The organism is Streptomyces sp. WAC05374 (assembly GCF_004353505.1).
Taxonomy (GTDB): domain Bacteria; phylum Actinomycetota; class Actinomycetes; order Streptomycetales; family Streptomycetaceae; genus Streptomyces.
This window is the reverse complement of record NZ_SMNQ01000001.1, coordinates 508,908-527,919: the sequence shown is the minus strand read 5'-3', so window position 1 is coordinate 527,919 and position 19,012 is coordinate 508,908. Positions and strand designations below refer to the sequence as shown.

The 19,012-nt window shown below is 74.9% G+C and carries 13 protein-coding genes; 5 read left to right on the top strand and 8 right to left on the bottom strand.

Annotated features, from left to right (window positions below):
- Positions 1–20: 20 nt before the first annotated feature.
- Positions 21–851: an MmyB family transcriptional regulator gene (locus tag E2B92_RS02435; protein ID WP_126886950.1), complete on the bottom strand. Its 831-nt coding sequence runs from the start codon at positions 849–851 to the stop codon at positions 21–23.
- 212 nt (positions 852–1,063) lie between these two features.
- Between E2B92_RS02435 and E2B92_RS02430 the strand changes: the two genes are divergently transcribed.
- Entirely contained in the window at positions 1,064–2,110 is a 1,047-nt protein-coding gene (locus E2B92_RS02430) for a hypothetical protein (RefSeq protein WP_126886951.1), read from the top strand.
- Positions 2,111–2,513: 403 nt separating this feature from the next.
- Complete coding sequence (locus tag E2B92_RS02425; protein WP_312846072.1) at positions 2,514–3,062, top strand: NUDIX hydrolase; 549 nt, start codon at positions 2,514–2,516, stop codon at positions 3,060–3,062.
- Positions 3,063–3,130: 68 nt separating this feature from the next.
- On the opposite strand, the gene E2B92_RS02420 is transcribed toward E2B92_RS02425, so the two are convergent.
- From E2B92_RS02420 to E2B92_RS02405, 4 genes are all read right to left on the bottom strand, one after another.
- Positions 3,131–4,162: a PHP domain-containing protein gene (locus tag E2B92_RS02420; protein ID WP_126886952.1), complete on the bottom strand. Its 1,032-nt coding sequence runs from the start codon at positions 4,160–4,162 to the stop codon at positions 3,131–3,133.
- Positions 4,163–4,176: 14 nt separating this feature from the next.
- Entirely contained in the window at positions 4,177–6,234 is a 2,058-nt protein-coding gene (locus E2B92_RS02415) for a SpoIIE family protein phosphatase (protein ID WP_126886953.1), read from the bottom strand.
- A gap of 250 nt (positions 6,235–6,484) precedes the next feature.
- Positions 6,485–7,405, bottom strand: coding sequence for a hypothetical protein (locus E2B92_RS02410; protein WP_126886954.1), 921 nt, complete (start codon positions 7,403–7,405; stop codon positions 6,485–6,487).
- Positions 7,402–7,827: a hypothetical protein gene (locus E2B92_RS02405; protein WP_133087370.1), complete on the bottom strand. Its 426-nt coding sequence runs from the start codon at positions 7,825–7,827 to the stop codon at positions 7,402–7,404. The genes E2B92_RS02410 and E2B92_RS02405 overlap by 4 nt, the downstream gene beginning before the upstream one ends.
- Before the next feature lie 150 nt (positions 7,828–7,977).
- Here E2B92_RS02405 and E2B92_RS02400 point away from each other — a divergent pair, with 150 nt between their 5' ends.
- The 3 genes from E2B92_RS02400 (at position 7,978) to E2B92_RS02390 (ending at position 15,036) form a co-directional block, all read left to right on the top strand.
- A complete protein-coding gene (locus E2B92_RS02400; RefSeq protein ID WP_133087369.1) occupies positions 7,978–11,490 on the top strand; it encodes a CHAT domain-containing tetratricopeptide repeat protein in 3,513 nt (1,170 codons plus the stop codon).
- Positions 11,491–11,521: 31 nt separating this feature from the next.
- Positions 11,522–12,799: a tetratricopeptide repeat protein gene (locus tag E2B92_RS02395; RefSeq protein ID WP_126888193.1), complete on the top strand. Its 1,278-nt coding sequence runs from the start codon at positions 11,522–11,524 to the stop codon at positions 12,797–12,799.
- 158 nt (positions 12,800–12,957) lie between these two features.
- On the top strand, positions 12,958–15,036 hold the full coding sequence (locus E2B92_RS02390; protein ID WP_126888197.1) for a SpoIIE family protein phosphatase: 2,079 nt from the start codon (positions 12,958–12,960) through the stop codon (positions 15,034–15,036).
- Positions 15,037–15,045: 9 nt separating this feature from the next.
- Here the strand turns inward: E2B92_RS02390 and E2B92_RS02385 are convergent, their stop codons facing one another.
- Genes E2B92_RS02385 through mmsA form a run of 3 tightly spaced genes read right to left on the bottom strand, consistent with a single transcriptional unit; the run spans position 15,046 to position 18,990 of the window.
- Positions 15,046–16,194: an aldose epimerase family protein gene (locus tag E2B92_RS02385; RefSeq protein WP_126888192.1), complete on the bottom strand. Its 1,149-nt coding sequence runs from the start codon at positions 16,192–16,194 to the stop codon at positions 15,046–15,048.
- Positions 16,195–16,215: 21 nt separating this feature from the next.
- The gene (gene mmsB / locus E2B92_RS02380; protein WP_200836905.1) at positions 16,216–17,445 is read right to left on the bottom strand and encodes a multiple monosaccharide ABC transporter permease; all 1,230 of its coding nucleotides are present in this window, start codon (positions 17,443–17,445) and stop codon (positions 16,216–16,218) included.
- Positions 17,446–17,454: 9 nt separating this feature from the next.
- The gene (gene mmsA / locus E2B92_RS02375; protein ID WP_126888195.1) at positions 17,455–18,990 is read right to left on the bottom strand and encodes a multiple monosaccharide ABC transporter ATP-binding protein; all 1,536 of its coding nucleotides are present in this window, start codon (positions 18,988–18,990) and stop codon (positions 17,455–17,457) included.
- Positions 18,991–19,012: the final 22 nt, after the last annotated feature.

Here is a 19,012-nt window from a genome sequence, read left to right as displayed (position 1 = left end):
TGGGCGGTGTCACCCCCGTGTCACTCCGCGTCGCGGGCGCGCAGGACGGGCGGGCGGCCGCGCCGGCGGCGCGCTCCGGGGCGGAAGGCCAGCATGATCAGCCGTGACCCGGGGGCCGCCAGCGGCTGGGCGGCGCACATCGTCACCCACCCGTGGCCCAGCTCCGGGTGGCGCAGCGGCCGCTCGTCGCCGTCCAGGGGGCTGTACGCGCTGGCCGACTCGTAGAGGCGCTCCGCCACCGGGTCGGCCAGGACGTCCTGCTCGATCCCGCACAGGGTCTTGTCGGACGGGTCGGCGGCGAGCGCGACGCGCAACTGGGGGAGCACCAGCGGCGCCCACGCGGTCTCCCAGTCCGTCAGGACCGTACGGGCGTCCGGCTCGACGGCCATCCACCGCATGGTGTTGGCGGGCACCCGGCGGTACGGGAAGAGGGCCGCGAAGGGGGCGTTGTGGGCGAGCAGGTTCCAGGAGCGGTCGTTGATGTACGCCGGGTGGGACATGCCGTCGAGGATCTCCTGCCACACGCCAGGGAGTTCCTCCCCGGACCGGGAGTCCAGCGGGCGGGGCGGGTCCTGCCCGAGCGCGTACCGCCACAGCGCGATCCACTCCTGCTCGTTCATGCGGAACAGCCGTGCCACGTCCAGCAGGAGGTCCACCGGAGGGTTCGGGTAGCGGCCGGACTCCAGGCGGCCGTAGGTGTCCGGGGCACGGTGCAGGATCTGGTCGATCTGCGCCTGGGAGAGCCCCCGCGCCCGCCTGCCCTGCCGCGTGGGGCGCGACAGGCCGTGGCTCTCCGGCGCGATCGACGCCCGGCGCTCGCTGAGCAGGAGACGCAGTGCAACCTTGTCCATGATGTTTCTTCCCCGAGGGGGCGGCCGCCGGTTGTGCCGTGGCCGCCGTGGTGTGCCGCGGGCCGTTCCGGGAACATCCGGGAACATCCGGGAAAGGGCCCCGGAAGGGCCACACCGGTACGCTGGCCCGTTGTGCGCCGGCGATCAAGCATTCGCGTGGTGCGTACATGCGCACGGCGCACACACGCAGGCGTAAAACGGGGGCAAGGGCGATGGAGCGGGACAATGCGGCGCGCGGTGATGCCGGCGCGTCCGCCGGTGCGGGGGAGCACGCCGGCCTGTCGGAGGCCGCCAAGGTCCTGTACGCCGGGATCACCCGGGGCGAGCCGGTGCGCCCGGTGGACGGCGCCGCGCTGCGTGAGCTGCTGGAGTGGCGCCTGGTCACGGTGGACCCCGACCGGCCCGAGGCGCCTGTCGCCCTGGACCCGCAGGAGGCGGGGCGGCGCCGCCTCGACGAGGGGCTGCGCGAACTCGCCGCCCGGGCAACCCGGATGGCGGCGGTGCCCGGCGTCGCCGACGAGCTCGCCCTGCACTTCGAGCGCGCCAAGTGGCGCTCGGGCTCGGGCAGCGAGTTCCTGGCCGAGCCCGAACAGGTCGGTGCCCGGCTCGGGGAGGCGGTCGGCCAGGCCGAGAGCGAGCTGCTGACCGCCCAGCCCCTGGGACCGGGCGGCGCCGACGCCATGGAGGCCGCCCTCGCCCGGGACGCGCGCGCCCTGGCCCGCGGGGTGAGCGTGCGCACCCTGTACCGCGACGGCGAACGGGACGACCCGGCGACCCGCGACCGGGTCACCCGGCTGACGGCGCTGGGCGCCCAGTTCCGTACGCTGGCCGCCTCGTTCCAGAGCTGTGTCGTGGTCGACCGGCGCCAGGCGTTCATCCCGGACCACGTGGTCAACTCCAGCCCCACGCACGCCGCCTGGCACGTGATGGACCGCGCGCTGGTGGCGTTCATCGCCGAGGGGTTCGAGGACGCCTGGCGCCGCGCCGACATCTGGCACGGCGACCCGCGGCGGGCCGTCCCGGAGGGCGGCGCGGGACTGACGCACCGTCAGCGCGAGATCCTCATCGACACGGCGGCCGGTGTGGACCAGCGCATCACCGCCCGGCGCCTGAGCATCGGACTGCGCACCCTGACCAAGGAGCTCGGGGTGCTGCGCGCCCGCTGGGGCGCCCCCACGCTCGCGGCGCTCGCCTACCAGTGGGCCCTGTCCGCCGAGCGGCGCCGCATGGCGGACGAGGCCGCCGCCGCGGAGGAATGACCGTGCGGGAGCCCGCGGGTGAGCACTTGGGGTGGTGTTCCGGCCTCCGGCGGCCGGCGGATGGCCGAAGCTTTTTCACCGAAGAAGCATCAGAAGAAATCCTTGGAGGATTGCTGCATCCTGGACGAGTTGATCGGCACGCCTTCCGGGGCTGGCGGTCCGCGAAACCGCTATTACGGGGGGCGTTGTCCACGCCTCATGCCAGAAACGGGCAACGCAGGGCACGGGCAGCGTGTCCTGCCGGGCATCGCGTGGATACCGCAAGGTCGAGCCAGGGCCTTCCGGACCGCCACACCGAAGCATCGGTACGTCCCCCGTGATAGGGCGGGCCCTCACGCGGAGGACCCCGTGCCGTGCCCATGGTGCCCACCGGACCGAGGCCGGATGCCCGGCCGCCGACATGATGGACAGCGGCGTTCGGCCCTGGCAGGCCGGCGCGATGCGGATACCCGGACAAGCAGCGAGAGTCGCGGTCCTGGACCCGTCCGGGGCGATCTTCCTGCTCCGGTACGACAACGAGGAAGTCGGGGCCCACGGGGCGATGCCGGGCGGCGGGACGGACCCCGGCGAGACACCGCCGCGGGCGGCCGAGCGCGAGTCGCGCGAGGAGACCGGGTGGACGGACACCGAGGTCGGCCCCCTGTTCTGCTTGTGGGAACACGACGTCACCCGGGCCGGAGTCCCGGTCCGGCAGCACGAGCACATCCACCTCGCGCATGCTCCCCGCCGGGACCGGGTCGGCGACCTCACCGCCTCGCACATGGCGGACCGGATCCTGCGCTGGCGATGGTGGACGCCGGACGACGTGATCGGTGACACGGAGCCGTTGTGGCCGCCGCAGCTCCCGGGACTGCCGGCCGGCCTGCGAAGGGACGGTCCGCCCGCGGTGCCGATCGACCTCGGCCACGTCCCCAAGGGCACCGTGCGCGTGTGGAACCCCGTCACCGGATGACCCCGGCGACACACGGGCCCCGTCGCCCACCCGTGCCACGCCGCCCTCGGGCGCCGCGCCACCGGTTCCTAGGCGTTCGCGGCGCCCTTCGGTGCCCGGCGCGTGCGGGTCCAGGTGAGCAGGTGTCCGGCCGGCCAGGTGTTGATCACCCGGTCGGGCGGCACGCCGCACTCCTCGGCCCGCGCGCAGCCCAGGATCTGCCAGTCGAGCTGACCCGGCGCGTGCGCGTCGGTGTCCACCGCGAAGAACACCCCGGCCTCCACGGCCTGCCGCAGCAGCCGACGCGGCGGATCGAGCCGCTCGGGACGGCTGTTGATCTCCACCGCCGTCCCGGACTCGGCACAGGCCCCGAAGACCCGCTCCGCGTCGAACTGCGACTCCGGCCGCTTGCCGCCCACCAGCCGGCCCGTGCAGTGGCCGAGCACGTCCACCAGCGGGTTCGTCACGGCCCGCACCATCCGCCGCGTCATCGCGGGGGCGTCCATCCGCAGCTTGGAGTGGACCGAGGCGACCACCACGTCCAGTTGGTCGAGCAGCTCGTCCTCCTGGTCGAGCGAGCCGTCCAGCAGGATGTCGCACTCGATGCCCGTCAGCAGCCGGAACGGCGCCCAGGTCTCGTTCAGCCCGGCCACCACGTCCAGTTGCTCCCGCAGCCGCTCCGCCGACAGGCCGCGGGCCACCGTCAGCCGGGGAGAGTGGTCGGTCAGCACCGCCCACTCGTGCCCCAGCGCCGCGGCGGCCCGCCCCATGGCCTCGATCGGGCTGCCGCCGTCCGACCAGTCCGAATGCAGGTGGCAATCGCCGCGCAGGGCCGCCCGCAGTGCGGCCCCGTGCTGCGGGGCGGCCTCCGCGTCGCTCTCCAGCCGCTGCAAATACGCCGGTACGTCGCCCGCCAGCGCTTCGCGCACCACCTGCGCGGTCTTCGGCCCGACCCCCTTGAGCCGCTCCAGGGTCCCGGCCGCCGCCCGTTCGGCCGCCTCGCCCTCGCCGAGCGCCGCCAGCGCCGCCGACGCGGTGCGGAACGCCTTCACGCGGTATGTCGGCGCCTGCGACCGCTCCAGCAGGTAGGCGATCCGGTCCAGTGCCTCGACGGGGTCCATGCGCTCCTCCTCGGCTACCCGGGCCGTGACGACGGGCCGATCTCGCACCACACCGCCTTGCCCTCGCCGCGCGGCTCCACACCCCAGCGCAGGGCCAGCGCGTCCAGCAACAGCAGTCCCCGTCCCGACGTGGCCGCCTCACCCGGCGTACGGCGCCGGGGCCACGCGCTGGAACGGTCCTGCACCGTCAGCCGCACCCGCCGCACCGGCTCCGGCAGCACCTCCAGCGTCAGTACCGCGCCGCCCTCGGTGTGCAGGAGCACATTGCCCAGCAGCTCACCGGTCACCAGCTCGGCGTCGTCCGCGAAACCGCGCATGCCCCAGTCCCGCAGCGCCCGCCGCACCACGGCCCGCGCCTCCGACAGCCCCTGCGGGTCCGCCTGGTGGATGTACTGGTGGATGCGCGGCGCCCGCGGCGTCCCCGGGTCCGGGCTGCGCCGCAGCACCAGCAGTGCCACGTCGTCGCCCGCGCCCCACCGCTCCCAGAACCGCTGCGAGAGGTGGTCGGCCAGCGCCTCCGCGCCCGGCGGCCCGCTGCTCACCGCGGCCTCCAGCGCGGCCATCCCCTCCCCGATGTCCGCGCCCGGCTGCTCGACCAGCCCGTCCGTGCACATCACCAGCGTCTCGCCGGGCACCAGGTCCAGCCGCGTCTCGGGGAACTCCTCGTCCCCGAAGACCGACGCCACGCCCAGGGGCAGCCCGCCCGGCAGCTTGGGCTGCCCCACGCGCCCGTCCGTGTGCCGGATCAGCAGCCCCAGATGGCCCGCCCGCACCACCCGTACCGTGCCCGAGTCCAGGTCCACCTGCGCGTACGTACAGGTCGCGAACCGCTCCGTGTCCAGCTCGGCGAGGAACCGGGAGGCCCGCGCCAGCACCGTCGAGGGGGCGTGGCCCTCACCGGCGTACGCCCGCAGCGCGATCCGGAGCTGGCCCATGATGGCGGCGGCGTGCGTGTCGTGGCCCTGCACGTCGCCGACCACGACCCCGACGCGCCCGCGCGGCAGCGGGATCACGTCGTACCAGTCGCCGCCGACCTGCCGGCCGCTCCAGGCCGAGTGGTACCGCACGGCGATCTCGCCGCCGTCGACGACCGGGATGCGGCGGGGGAGCATCGTGGCCTGGAGGCCGGTGGCCAGTTCCCGCTCCTCGTCGAAGAGGATGGCCCGCTGGAGCGACTGGGCCACGATGGCGGCGAGCCCCAGCGTGAGGTTCCGCTCGTCGGCGCTGAAGGCCGTGCGCCCCTTGTAGAACAGCGCCATCCCGCCCAGGGTGCGCGCCTGCGCGACCAGCGGCAGGTAGGCCGCCGCCCGGAACCGCAGCCGCCCGGCGTACGGGGCGAGCTCCGGGTACTCCTTGATCAGCTCCTGGAACGAGCTGCTGAACAGCGGGCGCCCGCTCAGCACCGTCTCGGCCAGCGGGATGCCCGGCTCCAGCCGCCGCCTCCGCAGGTGCTCCAGGACGTCCAGCGACTCGCCGCTGAGCGCGATGATGTTCAGCGAGCCGTTCTCGACCAGCCCCAGCGCGAAGCCGTCCGCGCCCAGGCGCGCCAGGCCCCCGGGGCCGGTGAGCGCGGCGGTGACGTCGTCCACCGTCACGGCGCGGGACAGCGCCTGCGTGGTGCGCTCCACCATGTTCGTCTGCCGCCGCCGGCGCTTCTCCAGCTCCAGGACGAACGCCGAGTGGGTGATCTCGGAGGTGGCGTCCCGGACGATCCCGACGATCCGGTGCGCCCGGCCGTCGTGGTCCCGCAGGATGCGCGCCTGGACGTGGGTCCACTGCGCCGATCCGTCGTCGAGGGGGATCTGGAAGCGCGCCGCGTACGAGGACCGGCCGCTGCCCAGCGCCTCCTTGATCACGGCGTCCAGCCGGGCGCGCTCGTCCGGTTCCAGCCGGTGCACCAGGGACGTGGGCCGGGAGTCGAAGGTGCCGGGCGCGAGGCCGAACACCAGCAGTCCCGCCTCGTCGATGTCGATCGTGCCCGCGTCGAGGTCCCAGTCGAAACTGCCCGTGCGGTTCATGGCGAGCCGCTCGGTCGGCCCGATCTCGCCGCTGTGTGCCCGGTTGTCCGTCATCCCCCTCATTGTCGAGCCGGTCACGGGGGAACGCCAAGGCATCGGCACGTGTCGGTGGAGGAGCGGATACGCGGCCCGACCCCGACGGGCCGTACGCGGACCCTACCGGCGCGTAGGCGCGACGCGAACGCGTGAGCGAGGCGCGATGGCGCGCCCCTGAGCCGCTCCCGCGCCGTACACGTACCGAGGGCAACGGCCGCCCAGGAAGATCGGGCCGATCCCGCGCCCGCGTACACGCGCCGACGACGGTCTACGCCGCCTCCGGCTCCTTCCGCAACGCCCGCGTGAGGCGTTCGCCGACCACCCGGTCGACGGCTCCCTCGCACGGGATTCCCAGCGACGCCGCCAGGTCCCGCACATGGAGGTCGGCCAGGGCCTCGGTGAGTTCCGCGAAGGCCTCCGCGGCGGCCCGCCCGCGCCGCACGCCCGAGACGACCGCGACACCGCCGGCCAGGGCCGCCGGCCACCACCAGAGCCCCAGCGCCAGGTAACCCGCGCCCCAGGCGCACAGCCGCGCCGAAGCACCGAACTCGCGGCGGGCGTTCTGGAGTTCGGCCCGCGTGCCGTCCCCGGCCAGCAGCCACAGGTGCGGCCAGGCGGTCCCCAGCTCCAGCCGGTGGGCGCGCCACAGCCGCTGCCCGGGCGCGGCGAGCCGGTCGCCCATTCCGAACGGGTGACGGGGTGCCGCCGCGGCGATCCGGCCACGCTCGGCGTGACGGCGCTCGGCGACACCGGCGAGCCGGTCGGCGTCGTCCGCCCCCTCGATACGCGCCCTGCCCGCCGCCACCAGCGCCGTGCGGAAGGCCGCGTCGGCCGCCCGCCAGCGCCGCGCCCTGCGGTCGGCGAGGTACCGCAGCAGCGGCCCGCGCGGCTCCGCGCACCACAGCAGCTCCACCGCGGTACCCAGGGACCGGGCCGCCGCGCCTGTCACGGCGGCACCGGCCAGCACGCCCAGCGCCACCAGGGCGACGGTGCCGGTGCTCCGGGACGCGGGCGAGGAGGCGAGCGCGTCGAGCCAGTCCCGCAACCGCCCGGCGTCCGCCCAGTGTTCGTGCCCCAGCACCAGGGCCGTGGTGAGGGCGACCAGGAAGAGCAGCCCCGGCAGGGCCAGCAGGGTCAGCCACCGCTCGGCGATCCGGCCTCCCAGCGCGCTGAGGAAGGCGCTGGTCACCGGATGGGGACCGTACGCAGCGGCTGGTCGAAGACCCGGCAGGCGGGGTGTGGGGCGTCGTCGCCCGGCGCCTCCACCCGCCCGCAGTGCCCCCGCGGGCAGGCCAGCACGTGCAGCGCCGGGTGGCCCGGCGCGGCGACCGGCAGCGGCTGGTAACCGGGCGTCGGCGGCGGCGGGGTGGTGCGGTAGGAGCCCAGGCCCGCGCTGTGCCCGGCCGCGAGCAGCTCCTCCTCCAACTCGTCGAACAGGTCGTCGAGTTCGCCGGGGGACCGGCCGGAACGCAACGCCGAGGTGATGGACTCGGCCAGCCGCAGCGCCCGCCCCTCCAGCCCGCCCGGCCCGGACGTGTCCGCCAGCCGTCGGCACAGCTCCCCCAGCCGGGGGTGCCCGCCGCCCCGCCCGCCCCCAACACCCGTCTCCATCCCCACCGTTCCCCCTCGGAAGCCCGATGCCGGTTCGCCGCGATTCTACGTCGGCGCCCCTGCGGCCCGTTCGCTATCGTCGGCATGGGCCCCGCGGTGACGGGGGCCGCGGTCACGACGGCGTGACACCGGGGGGTGGACGTGTTCGACATGAACATCCAGCGAGCGGCCGGCGGCCCGGAGGAAGGGTCCCGAGCCGAAGACTTGCTGGTCCAGCACTTCCGCACCGGCGACAGGGAGGCCCTCGACCGGGCCATCGCGCTCTACCGCCGATTACTCGCCTCGGCGCCGCCGGACGCCGACCCGACAGCCGTCGCGGCCTCCAATCTGATGGTCGCCCTGCACGAGCGCTTGCGATTGCTGGGCCGCCCCGACGACGTGGAGGCCCTGATCGGCCTGGGCCGTGCGCGGGCGGCGCGCGAACCGGTCCGCCCGCAGGACGTACGGCTCCTCGGCCTCGCGTACCGGCAGAGGTTCGGGCTCCACGGACGTCCCGACGACCTCGACCGCGCGGCGGAGACGTTCCGGCGGGCTCTCGACCTGCCCCAGGAGGCCCGCACCGAGGCGCAGACCCTCGCCGCCCTCGCGGACGTGCTGCACCTGCGGCACCGGGGCGCCGCGGACCGTGGCCCGCAGGGCACGGCGACCCCACCCCCGGGCGCCCGGGACGGCGCCGCCGCCGGCCCCGCGGCGGACCTCCTCCGCGCGACGGACGCCCAACGGCGCGCGCTCCGCGCGCTGCCGGGCGGATCGGAGAACCGTCCCGCCTACCTGAGCGATCTCGCCGAGATGCGGCACAGCGCCTACCTGTACGACGGGGACCTCGATGCCCTGCGGGAGGCCCTCGACCTGTGGCGCACCGCCGTCGAAGCCGTTCCGCCGGGCGACCCCGACCACTTCCTCCTCCTGGGTAACCTCACCCGGGGGCTGCGCGCGTGGCACGAGCACGCTGCCGACGAGGCCCACCTGCCGGAGATGCTGCGGACCCACCGCGCGGCCGTGGCCGCCTGCCCGCACGGCCATCCGGCCCGCACCGAGCTGCTCGCCGGACTCGGCGTCGCCCTGCGCCTGGCCGCCGAGGCCACCGACGACCCGGCGCTCCTGAAGGAGTCGGCCGCCCGTCTGCGCGAGGCCCTGGCCCTGCTGCGCCCCGGCTCCCCGGGACGGGCCACCAAGCTGAACAGCCTCGGCAACACCCTGCACCGGCTGGCGCAGTGGACCGGGGACGCGACGCTGCTGGACGAGGCCGTCGCCACGCTGCGCACCGCCCTCGCCGAGCACGAACCGGGCACCGACGCGTACGCCGGAACCCTGGCCAACCTCGCCGTCACCCTGCGCCAGCGGGCCCTGCAGACCGACGACCCCACCTCCCTGCGGGAAGCCGCCCGGCTCGCCAGGGAAGCGCTCCACGCGTCCCAGGCGCCCCCCGCCGCGCAGGTCGTGCGGCTCGGCAACCTGGGGGTGGTCCTCCAGAGCTGGCACGGCGCGACGGGGGACACCGCGGCCGCCGACGAGGCCATCGACGCGGCCCGCCGCGCGCTCGCCCTCGCGCCCGGCGCCGGTCTGCCGCGCGCCGACCGGCTGAACCACCTGGCCAACGCCCTGCGGGCGCGCTTCGAGAACGCCGGTGACGTGGCGGACCTCGACGAGGCCGTCGCGCTGCTGGAGGAGGCCGCCCGGCAGGCCCCGTACGGTGACCCGGCGCTCGCGCTCATCCTCTCCAACCTCGGATCCGCCCGCCTCACCAGACACCGCGCCACCGGCCGGCCCGGGGAGCTGGAGCAGGCGGTCAGCGACCTGGGCCGCGCCGTGTGGGCGGTCACCGAGCGGACCTCGTCGCACGGCACCTATCTGAAGGGGTACGGCGACGCGCTGCGCGCCCTGCACCGCCGAAGCGGCGACCCCGGAGTGCTCCGGGCCGCCGAGGACGCCTACCGGCAGGCCGCCGAAACCACCGCCCTGCCCGCCTACGAGCGGGTCCTCGCCGCCTGGGAGTGGGGCGCCGCCGCCGGGGACGGCCGCCGCTGGACCGAGGCGCTGCCGGGCTACGGACTCGCCTTGTCCCTGCTGCCGTTCGCGGCGTCCGGCCGACTGGTCCGCAGCGACCAGGAACGCGGCCTGTCCCGCGTACGCGGCCTCGCCGCCGAGGCCGCCGCGTGCGCGGTCAACGCCGGGCGGCCGGAGCACGCGGTGCTCCTGCTGGAACAGGGCCGGGGCGTCCTGCTCGGCCGGACCATGGCCACCCGCGACGGGCTCGGGCGACTGCGCCGCGCGCACCCCGCCCTCGCCGAACGCTTCGTCCTCCTGCGCGAACGGCTCGACGCGCTCGAAGCCGCCGAGACCGCGGACACCGCCCAGGGCCGGCTGCCGGACGGCACCACCGACCGCCGGCACGCCCTCGCGGCCCAACTCGAGCACCTGGTCACCGAGATCCGGGCCCGGCCCGGCTTCGCCGGGTTCCTCGCCGCCCCCACCACCGAAGCGCTGCTGGAGTGCGCCGACCGTGGCCCGGTGGTGCTCGCCTACTGCAGCGCCTACCGCAGTGACGCCCTGGTGCTCCGGGACGGCGAAGTCCTCCTCGTCCCGCTGCCGCACGCCACCCCCCGGGCCGTCGGGGAACAGGCGGACCGCCTCGACCGGGCGCTCGCCGACGCCGCCGACCCCGCCCGCGACCGGGCCGCCCAGCGGACCATCCGCGAGGTGCTGGCCTGGACCTGGGACCACGTCACCGGCCCGGTGCTCGACCGACTGGAGCTGCGCGGGCCCGCACCGGACGGCCGGTGGGAGCGGCTGTGGTGGTCACCGGGAGGCGCGCTGGCCTCGCTCCCGCTGCACGCGGCCGGTCACCACGGCGACGCGCTCGACGCGGCACGGGACAACCCCGCGGCCACCCCGGCCGCAGCCACGCCCACCCCAGCCACCCCCGCCCCCGCGCCGAGCCCGGGCACGGGGCCGGCGCCCCGGACCGTGCTGGACCGGGTGGTGTCCTCGTACACGCCGACCGTCGGAGCGCTCCGCTACGCCCGCGCCCGGGCCGCCGCGCCACGGCCGCCGGGCCGGCCCCTCGCCGTCGCCCTCCCCGACACCCCCGGCGCACGGCCCCTCGGCGGCGCCCACCGCGAGGTGGAGGTGCTGCGGGGTCTCCTGCCCACCGAGGTGCTGCACGGGGAGCAGGCCACCTTCGACCGGGTGATGGACGCCCTGCCCCGTCACCCCTGCGTGCACTTCGCCTGCCACGGGGTGAGCGAGCCCGCCGACCCCTCCAACGGCAGGCTGCTGGTGCACGACCACACGACCCGGCCCCTGACGGTCCGCGCGATCTCCCGCCTGGACCTTCCCGCGGCGCGGCTCGCGGTGCTGTCCGCCTGCGAGACGGCGCGGGGCGGCGGGGAACTGGCCGACGAGGCGATCCACATCACCTCCGCCTTCCAGCTCGCCGGCTACCCGCACGCCGTCGGGACGCTCTGGCCCGTGCACGACGTGGTGGCCGTCCGCGTCACACGCCTCCTGTACCGGGAGCTGTGCACCGAGGGGCCGGGCGGCGAACCGGAGCTGGACGACACGAGGACGGCCGAGGCCCTGCACCGGGCGGTCCGGCGGTGCCGCGCCGCCTTCGCGGCAAGCCCCAGCCTGTGGGCGGCACACGTGCACGCGGGCGCCTGACGACACCGGCAGCGACGAGGAGGCGGTCACGATGACCCGATGGTGGCGGCGACGAGCCGCGGAGGACGGCCAGGGGGCGGGCGCACCGCCGCCGGGGCCCGGACCGCGGGAGCGGCGCGGGGAGCCGCGGCGGGACGGAACCGAGGAGCGCGGGCACACGGACCCGGAGCAGCCGCAGCCGCACGAGCCGCGGCCCTCGGCGGGAGCAGGGAGCGCCGGGCGGCCGTCCGGCGGGCACATCACCATCACGGAGGTGACGGAGGGCCGCCCCGAGGAGGAGATCGCCCGCATCGAGATCTCCGTCGAGCAGGCCCAGGCCATGCGCGCCCAGTCCGTCATCGACCGGCTGGGCTTCGAGCACCCGGACGCCCTCGTCGCCGTGCGCGACCTCGCCCGGGTCCTCGCGTCCGCCCCCGGGCGGGGAGAGGACGCCGTCGAGCTCTACCAGCAGGTGGCGCGCACCCAGTGGACCGTGCTGGGCGACCGCCACGAGGAAACCCTGCGCACCTCCGCCGAACTGGCCGCGGTCCTCCACGAGACCGGCCAACTGCAACTCGCCGAGTCGGCCTGGCGGGACACCTTCCGCGGCCGGGCGGAGACCCTGGGCCGCGACCACCCCGACACGCTGGGCAGCGCCATCGGGCTCGCCGTGCTCCTGGAGGACCTCGGCCGCGCCGCCGAGGCCGAGCCGCTCCAGCGGGACGTCCTGGAACGCCGGACACGGCTGCTCGGCCACGACCACCCCGACGTCCTGACCTCCACCAACGCCCACGCCGCCGCACTGCTCAAGTGCGGCCGCCACGAGGAGGCCCAGCGTGCCCTGAGCGCGCTGGTGCCCCGACTGGAGGGCCGGTACGGGCGCGACCACGAGCGGACGGTCGCCGCACGGGCCAACCTCGGGGCCGTCCTGTGCCGGCTGGAGCGCTACGCCGAGGCGGAACCGTACATGCGCGCCGTCGTCCGGTCCTGCGAGGCGACCGTGGGGCCGCACCACACCGCCACCTTCACCGCGAAGAACAACCTCGCCGCCGTCCTGCACGGCATGGGACGCTACGAGGACGCCGTACCGCTCCTGCGGGCCGTCCTGGCCGGACACGTCGCCCTCCAGGGCGAGGACCACCTGTCGACCGCCAGTGCCCGCGACAACCTCGCCAACGTCCTGATCGACACGGGACGGCACGCCGAGGCGGCCGGGCTCCTCGACCGCTGCGTACGCGACTACCACCGCATGTACGGTCCGGGCCACCCGCGCCTGCTGGCCGCCGAGGAGAAGCTCGCCTGGCTCCGGGAGAACCCGGCCCCCGGCTGAGCGACCCGCCCCTCACCGCGGCCGGGACGCCGGGCGCCTCGGTCCGGCGTCCGGGCCGACCTGCGTACGGCGGCCCGGCGGGGCACGCTTGAAGCGTGAAGAACCCCGAGGAGGCGGGTTCGGGCCTGCGGTCGCTGGGCGCCGCCCTGACCGACGCCATGCGGCGGACGGGCGCGTCCATCGGCATGGTGTACCTGCGGCCGCCCGGGGACAGCGCCCTGCGCCTGGCCGTGCTGAGCGGGGTGTCCCTGGAGTTCGCCGCCCCGTGGATGCGGGTCGCGCCCGGCGACCCCGTGCCCCTGGCCGATGCCGTGGCCGGCGGGCGGCTGGTGTGGATCGCGGACCGGGAGGACATGGCCCGCCGCTACCCCCGCCCGGGGCTCGTCCTCCCCTACCCGTTCTCCCTGGCCGCCTCCCCCCTGGCAGCGGACGGCACCACCTGGGGCGGCCTGGTGCTGCTGTGGCCCGGGGGGCACGCGTCCCGGCTCGCCGAGGCCGAGGAGGCCGCCGTCCACGAGGGCTGCGACCGGATGGCGCGGGTCCTGGTGCTGGCCGCGGACGAGGGCGTGCCCGTGCTCCCGGGACGGCAGCCCCGGATCGTGCGCCCCGCCCGCCGTACCCCGGGGCCCGTCGAGGCCGCCGCGGCCGTCGAGTTCGTGCACCGCCTGCCCGGCGGCAGTTGCGCCCTCGACCTGAACGGCCGGGTCACCTTCCTCACCGAGGAGGCGGCTGACCTCCTGGGCATCGACGCCGAGGAACTGGCCGGCGCCCTGCCGTGGGAGGCCCTGCCCTGGATGGACAACCCCGCCGTCGAGGACCGCTACCGGGCCGCGGTCATCAGCCGCCGGACCACGTCGTTCACCACGCTGCGCCCGCCCGACCACTGGCTCCGCTTCGAGCTGCATCCCGACGCCACCGGCATCAGCGTCCGCATCACGCCCGCCGGCCCCGACGGGCACGCCCACGGTGCCGGGGCCACCGGGGAGGAGGAGGCGGAGCACACCGCGCAGTCGGCCCTGCCCAGCCGGGCGACCAGCCTCTACCACCTGATGCACCTGGCCGCCTCCCTCACCGAGGCCGCCGGGGTGCGGGACGTGGTCGACCAGGCCGCCGACCAGATCACCCCGGCCCTCGGCGTCCACGCCCTGGCGGTGCTCACCGCGGAGGAAGGCCGGCTGCGGGTCGCCGGACACCGCGGTTACGCCGACGCGGTGGCCCGGTTCGACTCCGCTCCGCTGGCCTCCGACACACCGGCGGCACGTGTCCTGGCCACCGGGACCCCGTTGTTCTACGGCAGCCGGGAGGAACTGGCGGACGAGTTCCCCGCCGCCGTCGTCCTGGGCAGCGCGGGCGCCGCGTGGGCCTTCCTGCCCCTGATCGCCTCCGGCCGGCCGGTCGGCTCGCTGGTCCTCGCCTACGAGCGGGCGCGCACCTTCCACCCCGGGGAGCGCGCCATCCTCACCTCGCTGGCCGGGCTCCTCGCCCAGGCCCTGGACCGCGCCCGGCTCTACGACAGCAAGCACGAGCTCGCCCACCGCCTCCAGGCGGGGCTCCTCCCGCACACCCTGCCCCACGTCCCCGGCCTGGAGGTCGCCGCCCGCTACCTCCCCGCCGGGCACGCCACGGGCGTCGGCGGCGACTTCTACGACCTGATCCGGCTCAGCGGCACGACCGCCGCCGCGACCATCGGCGACGTCCAGGGCCACACCGTCGAGGCGGCCGCCCTCATGGGCCAGGTCCGGGCCGCCGTGCACGCGAGCGCCGGCGCACCGCCCGGCGAGGTCCTGGCCCGCACCAACCGCCTGCTCACCGACCTCGACCCGGGCCTGTTCACCAGTTGTCTGTACGCGCACATCGACCTGAAGCACCACCGGGCCCTGCTCGCCACCGCCGGCCACCCGCCTCCCGTGGTGCGCCACCCGGACGGGCGCGGCGAGGTGCTCGACCTGCCACCCGGCCTGCTCCTCGGCATCGACCCGGCCGCCGACTACCCGACGGCCGGGGTCACCCTGCCCATCGGCACCGTGCTGGCCCTCTTCACCGACGGCCTCGTCGAGGCGCCCGGCGTCGACATCGACGAGGCGACCGCCGAGCTGGCCCGGCAGGTCGCCTGGAGCGGCAGCGGGGACGCGAGCCTGGACGAGCTCGCCGACACGCTGATCGGCCACGCCCAGGGCTCGGCGCCCCGCCACGACGACATCGCGCTGCTCCTGCTCCGCACGGTCGCGCCCGTCTGAACCGTCCGGTCAGTGGGCCCGGAAGCGGTGCACCGTCGTGGAGCGGTACGTCTCTCCCGGCCGCAGCACCGTCGACGGGAACTCCGGCCGGTTCGGGGAGTCGGGGAAGGCTTGCGTCTCCAGGCACAGCCCGTCGCCCTGCCGGTAGGTGCGCCCGGACGGGCCGGCGAGGGTGCCGTCCAGGAAGTTGCCCGAGTAGAACTGCACGCCCGGTTCCGTGGTGGCGATCGTCATGGTGCGCCCGGAGCCCGGGTCGCGCAGCGTCGCGACGGGCCGCGGACGGGCCGTGGCGCCCTTGTCCAGCACCCAGTTGTGGTCGTACCCCTGGGCGAGGACCAGTTGAGGGTGCGCCGTGCGGATGTCCTCGCCGATCGGCTTGCCGCTTCGGAAGTCGAACGGCGTGCCGGCCACCGGGGCCAGTTCACCGGTCGGGATCAGGGTCGCGTCGGTCGGCGTGTAGCGCGACGCGGCGAGGCGCAGTTCGTGGCCGAGGATGTCACCGCCGCCCTCGCCGGCCAGGTTGTAGTACGTGTGGTTCGTCAGGTTCACCACGGTTGCCCGGTCGGTGGTCGCCGCGTAGTCGACGCGCCACTCCCCGCGCGGGGTGAGGGTGTACGTGACCGTCACCCGCAGCGTGCCCGGGTAGCCCATTTCGCCGTCCGCGCTGACGTACCGCAGCACCAGCCCGACGCCGGTGCGGCCGGTGAACGGCTCCACGTCCCACACCCGCTTGTCGAAGCCGCGTGCGCCGCCGTGCAGGCTGTTCGGCCCGTCGTTGACGGACAGCCTGTGCTCCCTGCCGTCCAGGGTGAAGCGGCCGCCCGCGATCCGGTTGCCGTACCGGCCGATCAGCGCCCCGAAATACGGCGACGACGACACGTACGCGTCGAGGTCGTCGAAGCCCAGCGACACGTTGGCGTACCGCCCGTGCCGGTCCGGTAGCTCCAGGGACTGCACGATGCCGCCGTAGGACAGCACCTTCAGCCGTGTGCCGCCGTTCCGCAGCGTCCAGCGGTGCACCGCCGTCCCGTCGGCGAGCGTGCCGAATCGTTCCTTCACCGGTCTCCCGCCTCCTGACGCGTACGCGGTGACCGGGGCCGCCGCCATGACTCCCGCCGCGGCCGCGGCCGCCAGCACCTTCCGTCTGCTCGTGTCCATACCGACTCCCTGTGTGGGGGACTAGGAACCCGCCCTGCGCTTGTTCCAGACGTCGAATCCGACCGCCGCCAGCAGCACCAGGCCCTTGATGACCTGCTGGTAGTCCGTGCCGATGCCGACCAGCGACATCCCGTTGTTCAGCACGCCCAGCACCAGGCCGCCGATCACGGCGCCCATCACCGTGCCGACGCCGCCGCTCATCGAGGCGCCGCCGATGAACGCCGCCGCGATGGCCTCCAGCTCGAAGTTCAGCCCCGCCTGCGGTGTGCCCGCGTTCAGCCGTGCCGCGTACACGCAGCCCGCCAGCGCCGCCAGCACGCCCATGGTGACGAAGACGAGGAAGGTGACCCGCCTGTCGTTGACGCCCGACAGCTTCGCCGCCGCCTTGTTGCCGCCCAGCGCGTACACATGGCGTCCGATCACCGCGTTGCGCATCACATGCCCCAGCGCGAGGAGCAGCCCGCACATGAGGAGCATCACCACCGGTACGCCGTGGAAGCTGGCCAGCGTCAGGGTGAACGCCACCACCGCGGCCGTGACGGCCGTGCACTTCAGCGCCCACAGGCCGAACGGCAGCACGTCCAGCTCGTGCGCGAGCTGCCGCCGCCGGTCGCGCCACTCGCGCAGCAGCAGCAGGCCGACGGCGAGGAGGCCGAGCAGCAGCGTGGGATTGTGGTACTGGGTGTAGGGGCCCATCTCCGGGATGAAGCCCTTGGCGATGTTCTGGAAGCCCTCCGGGAACGGGGCGATCGACCGGCCCTCCAGGACGATCTGGGTGAGCCCCCGGAAGAGGAGCATGCCGGCCAGCGTCACGATGAACGACGGGATGCCGAGGTAGGCGATGAAGAACCCCTGCCAGGCGCCCGCGACCGCGCCGATCAGCAGCGACAGCACCAGGGCGAGCACCCAGGGCATGTCGTGCTTGACCATCATCACCGCCGCCATGGCGCCGACGAAGGCGACGAGCGACCCGACGGACAGGTCGATGTGGCCGGCGACGATGACGATCATCATGCCCATGGCCAGAATGAGGATGTAGCCGTTCTGCTGGATCAGGTTGGAGACGTTGTTCGGCAGCAGCAGCGTGCCGTCCGTCCAGATCTGGAACAGCACGACGATGAACGCCAGGGCGATCAGCATGCCGTACTGGCGCATGTTGCCGCGTACCGCGTTCAGCAGCAGCGCGGCCGCCGACGGCCGCGGCGGGGCGTCCTCCGGCAGGGGACGCGGGGGAGTGGTCGTGGTGGTCATGGCGGGGCCTCAGCTTCTGTCCGTGGTCATCCGGCGCATCAGGACTTCCTGGGTGGCGTCGGCGCGGGCGACCTCACCGGTCAGCCGGCCCTCGGCCATGGTGTAGATCCGGTCGCACATCCCGAGCAGTTCCGGCAGTTCGGAGGAGATGAACAGCACGCCCTTCCCCTGTGCCGCGAGCCGGTCGACGACGGTGTAGATCTCGTACTTGGCGCCCACGTCGATCCCGCGCGTCGGCTCGTCGAGGATCAGGACCTCGGGCCCGGCGTGGATCCACTTGCTGAGGACGACCTTCTGCTGGTTGCCGCCCGACAGCCGCCCCACCTGCTCGAACACCGTCGGCGCCTTGATGTTCATGCCGGTGCGGTACCGCTCGGCGACGCTGCGCTCGTGGTGCTCGTCCACGACGCCGTGACGCCGCATCCCGGCGAGCGACACCAGGGAGATGTTGCGGCTGATGGTGTCGATGAGGTTCAGGCCGTACGCCTTGCGGTCCTCGGTGACGTACGCGAGACCCGCCCCGATCGCCGCCGGCACCGTCCGCGTCATCACCTCGCGCCCGTCCACCTCGACCGTGCCGGCCACGTACCGGCCGTAACTGCGCCCGAAGAGGGACATCGCGAGCTCCGTGCGGCCCGCGCCCATGAGGCCCGCGACGCCCACGATCTCGCCGCGCCGCACGGTCAGGGACACGTCGTCCACCACCGTGCGCCGGTGGTCGGCCGGGTGCCGGACCGTCCAGCCGCGCACGGCCAGCAGGGTCCGGCCGGCGTCCTCGCCCTCGTACGGCGTGCGGTCGGGGAAGCGTTGGTCGAGGTCGCGGCCGACCATGCCCCGGATGATGCGGTCCTCCGCCAGTCCCGGCTCGCCGCCCGGGACCTGACGGACCGTGAGGGTCTCGATGGTCCGCCCGTCGCGCAGGATCGTCACCCGGTCGGCGATCCGCCGGATCTCGTTCAGCTTGTGCGAGATGACGACGGAGGCGATGCCCTGGTCGCGCAGCTCCAGGATCAGTTCGAGGAGCTTCGCGCTGTCCTCGTCGTTGAGCGCGGCCGTCGGCTCGTCCAGGATCAGCAGCCGTACCTCCTTGGCCAGCGCCTTGGCGATCTCCACCAGTTGCTGCCGGCCCACGCCGAGACCGGCCACCGGCGTCTGCGGCTTCTCGCGCAGCCCCACGCGTCCCATCAGCACCTTCGCCCGGCGCAGCGTCTCGTTCCAGTCGACGACCCCGCGCCTGGCCCGCTCGTTGCCGAGGAAGATGTTCTCGGCGATCGACAGGTACGGGACCAGCGCCAGCTCCTGGTGGATGATGACGATGCCGTGCCGCTCGCCGGCCCGGATGTCCTTGAAGGCCACCGGCTCGCCGAGGAACCGGATCTCGCCCTCGTACGACCCGTGCGGGTGGACGCCGCTGAGCACCTTCATCAGCGTCGACTTCCCGGCGCCGTTCTCGCCGCAGACCGCGTGGATCTCGCCGGGCCGCACCGTCAGGTTCACCCCGGACAGGGCCGTGACGCCCGGGAACGTCTTGGTGATCCCGCGCATCTCCAGGACGGGCGGCTCCGCC